The sequence below is a fragment of the Paenibacillus caui genome (genome assembly GCF_019904135.1).
GTDB lineage: Bacteria > Bacillota > Bacilli > Paenibacillales > Paenibacillaceae > Fontibacillus > Fontibacillus caui.
In genome coordinates, this window is sequence record NZ_JAIOGQ010000066.1 from 1 (window position 1) to 3,804 (window position 3,804).

The 3,804-nt window shown below is 46.2% G+C and carries 4 protein-coding genes, 1 rRNA gene and 1 pseudogene; 2 read left to right on the top strand and 4 right to left on the bottom strand.

All coding sequences use genetic code 11. The features are described 5' to 3' along the window. The 3 genes from K7397_RS21010 to K7397_RS21020 form a co-directional block, all read right to left on the bottom strand. Positions 1 to 348, bottom strand: a 16S ribosomal RNA gene (locus K7397_RS21010); the annotation flags it as partial. A 419-nt stretch (positions 349 to 767) separates the two neighbouring features. Then, positions 768 to 1,013, bottom strand: a complete 246-nt coding sequence (locus tag K7397_RS21015; protein ID WP_223070531.1) for a hypothetical protein — start codon at positions 1,011 to 1,013, stop codon at positions 768 to 770. A gap of 136 nt (positions 1,014 to 1,149) precedes the next feature. Further along, positions 1,150 to 1,755: a stage II sporulation protein M gene (locus K7397_RS21020; protein ID WP_223070532.1), complete on the bottom strand. Its 606-nt coding sequence runs from the start codon at positions 1,753 to 1,755 to the stop codon at positions 1,150 to 1,152. A gap of 135 nt (positions 1,756 to 1,890) precedes the next feature. Between K7397_RS21020 and pdaB the strand changes: the two genes are divergently transcribed. Then, entirely contained in the window at positions 1,891 to 2,703 is an 813-nt protein-coding gene (gene pdaB, locus K7397_RS21025) for a polysaccharide deacetylase family sporulation protein PdaB (protein ID WP_223070533.1), read from the top strand. Between the two features lie 124 nt (positions 2,704 to 2,827). Beyond that, entirely contained in the window at positions 2,828 to 3,592 is a 765-nt protein-coding gene (gene gerD, locus K7397_RS21030; RefSeq protein WP_223070534.1) for a spore germination lipoprotein GerD, read from the top strand. 100 nt (positions 3,593 to 3,692) lie between these two features. On the opposite strand, the pseudogene K7397_RS22110 reads toward gerD, so the two are convergent. Further along, a pseudogene (locus K7397_RS22110) lies at positions 3,693 to 3,804 on the bottom strand (group II intron maturase-specific domain-containing protein); the annotation flags it as partial.

Here is a 3,804-nt window from a genome sequence, read left to right on the forward strand (position 1 = left end):
TCTGGGCCGTGTCTCAGTCCCAGTGTGGCCGTTCACCCTCTCAGGTCGGCTACGCATCGTCGCCTAGGTAGGCCGTTACCCTACCTACTAGCTAATGCGCCGCAGGCCCATCCGTAAGTGACAGATTTCTCCGTCTTTCCCAAGTCCCCCATGCGAGGGACTTGCGTATCCGGTATTAGCTACCGTTTCCGGTAGTTATCCCAGTCTTACGGGCAGGTTGCCTACGTGTTACTCACCCGTCCGCCGCTAACTCTCAAGAGAGCAAGCTCTCTATCAAGTCCGCTCGACTTGCATGTATTAGGCACGCCGCCAGCGTTCGTCCTGAGCCAGGATCAAACTCTCCAATAAAGTTGTTCCTTTAATGAAAGAGCGATTAGCTCATTTTGAATCTGACGAGATTGGATGAAACTCGAATGAACATTCAAGTCATCCTAAATTCTCTTAAATCCGGATTTTACATCCGTAAAATCCTCTCACTCGTTGTTCAGTTTTCAAAGATCAAACTGTCTTTCGTGCATCACCGCATCTCAGCGGCGACTTTTATAATATATCACATTCACATCGATTTGTGCAAGAGTTTTTTTAAAAATATTTCTTTCTGAAAAACTCTCACATTCGCAAAGTTCTAAAATTCAGAACGAGAATTAATTTAACATAAAGCAATCAGTAAAGTCAATAGCTAAATAGAATGAACTAAAGATACCTCTCTTAAGTTTTTTATCATTTAGCTTATATACAGCATTTCAAGTGCGTAACTTTAGATCAATCTATCCGTTCACTCCATTATGGTTTGGCCTGCGAAATCCGTGGCGGCGAGCATATTTAGACAACTCTTTAGGAGGCGCAAACCGGGCATACATGCGAAATACGGTAGTATATCGTTTGGCGATGGCGCTGCGAATATCGTGATCCAACCGGTTATCGCTTAGATCAAGGAGCATTTCGTCCAGCTCTTTACGCAGCAAATAGTCCAATTCTCTGCATTCTTTATCATTGAACAGCATACCCAACATGATGTAGATCTCCTCCTTAATTTTAAATTCCCGGTACGCATGATTAACCCTTTCTAAGAAAAGGTAAACGGCATTTAGGAATCGCTTTACTGTTATGCTCACATTTTGGCAAAATTATGAATCCCTGTCCAAAAAATTAATTTTGGACAAGGTAAAAGGTTAGCGTGCTTTCAATAATCGCCGCAACGCCAAGCAGGATAACTACCCAGAACGTTGCACCGACCGCCGCTCGGACAAAGGTTTTCCACTCTACCTCCAAGCTTTGCTTTTTCCGCCGATCACCCATTCTCACAATGCTTCTCCAGACAAGAACGCCAAATTGCAGTCCATACGCGCAAGCAATAAGAAGAGCGGGAATTTCAATGATTCCGTGAGGAAGCAATCCTTTTACAATCAATTCCCCTATGTCCCCGCCTGACTGGGCGTTAGTCTCAACTACGAATCCGAGCGCCATTCCATTAAGCAGCAGAAATAAAATCGGCAGAATGCCAAACATGACACCCGACCAGATCACAAGCACACTCTTAATCGCATTATTCAAAAAAATAAACACAAAAAAGCTGAGCTCGGGATGATCGCTGCTGCTTAAATTTTCGCTGACCTGGCGAAGCTTATCCACTTCCCCGGCAATCAAATGCTGCAGCGCTTCGGCATTTATAGTTCCCAGCATCACTCCAACCGCAAACAAGACGACGGATACAACCATAGACCATTTATAACGAACAAGATGCAACTTTAACATATATACCTCCCGGGTATGATGATTTTCAAAGCGCTTCTCCCGAATTGGACGAGGGAGTCATAAAGCTGAGCGGTACGAGCATACATTGTACCAATATTAATCGCAAATCTGATAAATGAGAGGGGCAGCTACAAAATGAATAACTTCTTTTATGTGCTGAGCGGAAAAAAGATCAAACGATATTTTTTTGTTTTTGCTGCAGCTCTGCTAGCAGCCGGAGTCGTCTATATCGAAAGCGACCATATCACGGTATTCTCCGAAAGCAGTCCTTCTGCGGTCTACAGTGTTTCTACAGAAAAGAAAGTGATTGCCTTAACCTTTGATATCAGTTGGGGCGACAAACGGGCAGAGCCGATTTTAAAGGTGCTGAAAGACAAAGGCGTCGAAAAAGCAACATTCTTTCTGTCCTCCCCCTGGAGCCAAAGCCACCCGGATCTTGTAAAAGACATTCAAAAACAGGGCTTTGAAATCGGCAGCCACGGTCATAAGCATGAAAATTACAGTCAACTTAGCGAAGAAGAGATCACAACCCAGATTAAGTCGGCCCACACAATTCTTACCAATTTGACGGGCGAGCCTCCGAAACTGTTGCGTTTGCCGAATGGCGATTTCGACAAAAGGGTTTTGCGGATTGCCGACGGCATGGGATATAAAGTCATTCAGTGGGATACCGATTCCCAGGACTGGATGAATAAAGGCGCAGATCAAATTGTAAAACGCGTGGTCTCCAAAGCCCATCCCGGCGATATTGTGCTGCTGCATGCCAGCGATGTTGCCAAGCATACTGAAGAGGCTCTTCCCGCCATCATTGATCAGCTCCGCGCCAAAGGCTACGATTTCGTCACCGTATCCGATTTGCTTGACCAGTCAAATACCAAAGGCAGTGAGGTGCAGGATCAAGCCTGGATCCGGCGTGAATACGAAACAGCAGCAGGCTTTGGATTGTAAAAAATCGCTTAAAGCAGCCCCGTTCGCGTGAACGGGGTTGTATTTTATTCTCAGGAATAATTCATTTTTACCGTTCGCATACTAAATCCAGCATGAAGCAAAGGAGGAGGGAACCTTGAAAGCAATGAAATACAGCCGGACCATAGGTCTCATTTGTATGCTTATTATACTGCCCCTATCGGGTTGCGGCTCCGAACAAAGTTCAGCCGGGCCTGCCCAGGGAGGTTATAAAGAGACCAAATCCATGGTTATTGATATTCTAAAAACAGAAGAGGGAAGAAAAGCCATTATGGAGTCCTTAACCTCTCCTTCGGGCAGTTCCAGTTCTGGCGGCAGCGAAGAGTCAGGTTCCGATTCTGAATCAGGCTCGGAATCCGAAGGTTCGAGCTCCGGATCAGGCGGCAGCTCCGGCGGATCAGGTTCTATGAGTGTTAAAATGCTTCTTCCAACCCAAACTTATAACGAAGTCAGAATGGCAGTCAAGGATACCATGACTTCACCTGAATATAAAAAAGAAATTGAAAAAATAATGACCGACCCCCAGTTTGCCGGGGATTTTGCCAAGGCGATCAATTCACAAAGCAAAGAGCTGCATATGCAGTTGATCAAAGATCCAACTTACCAAAAATCAGTCAGCGACATCATGAAATCGCCGGATGTGGCGAAAATGTTTCTTGATTTAACGAAAACGCCGGATTACCGAAAGCAAACGATGACGATTATGCAGGAAACGATGCAGAATCCGCTGTTTAAAATGGAAGTCATGGACCTGCTCAGAACCGTAGTTCAGGAACAGCTTACGCCAAAGGTCGAAAAGAGTCCGCAGGGCGGTCAACAGCAAGGCGGAGGCCAGGGAGGCGGAGGCGGCCAAGGAGGCGGCAGCTCCTGAGGTAGCGCTAGACCTTGGACAATCGAGTAGGAGGGGGCGGCTAACCCCCGTCCTCTCACACCACCGTACATGCGGGTCCGCATACGGCGGTTCCAAAAGGTTAACGAAGTTCCAAATAACGAGAAAGCAAACTTTTCAGCCCTTTCGCTTCCCAGAAAGAAGTCGGAAGGGCATTATTTGTGTTTCGAGACATTTCCCATGCACCACGCCGG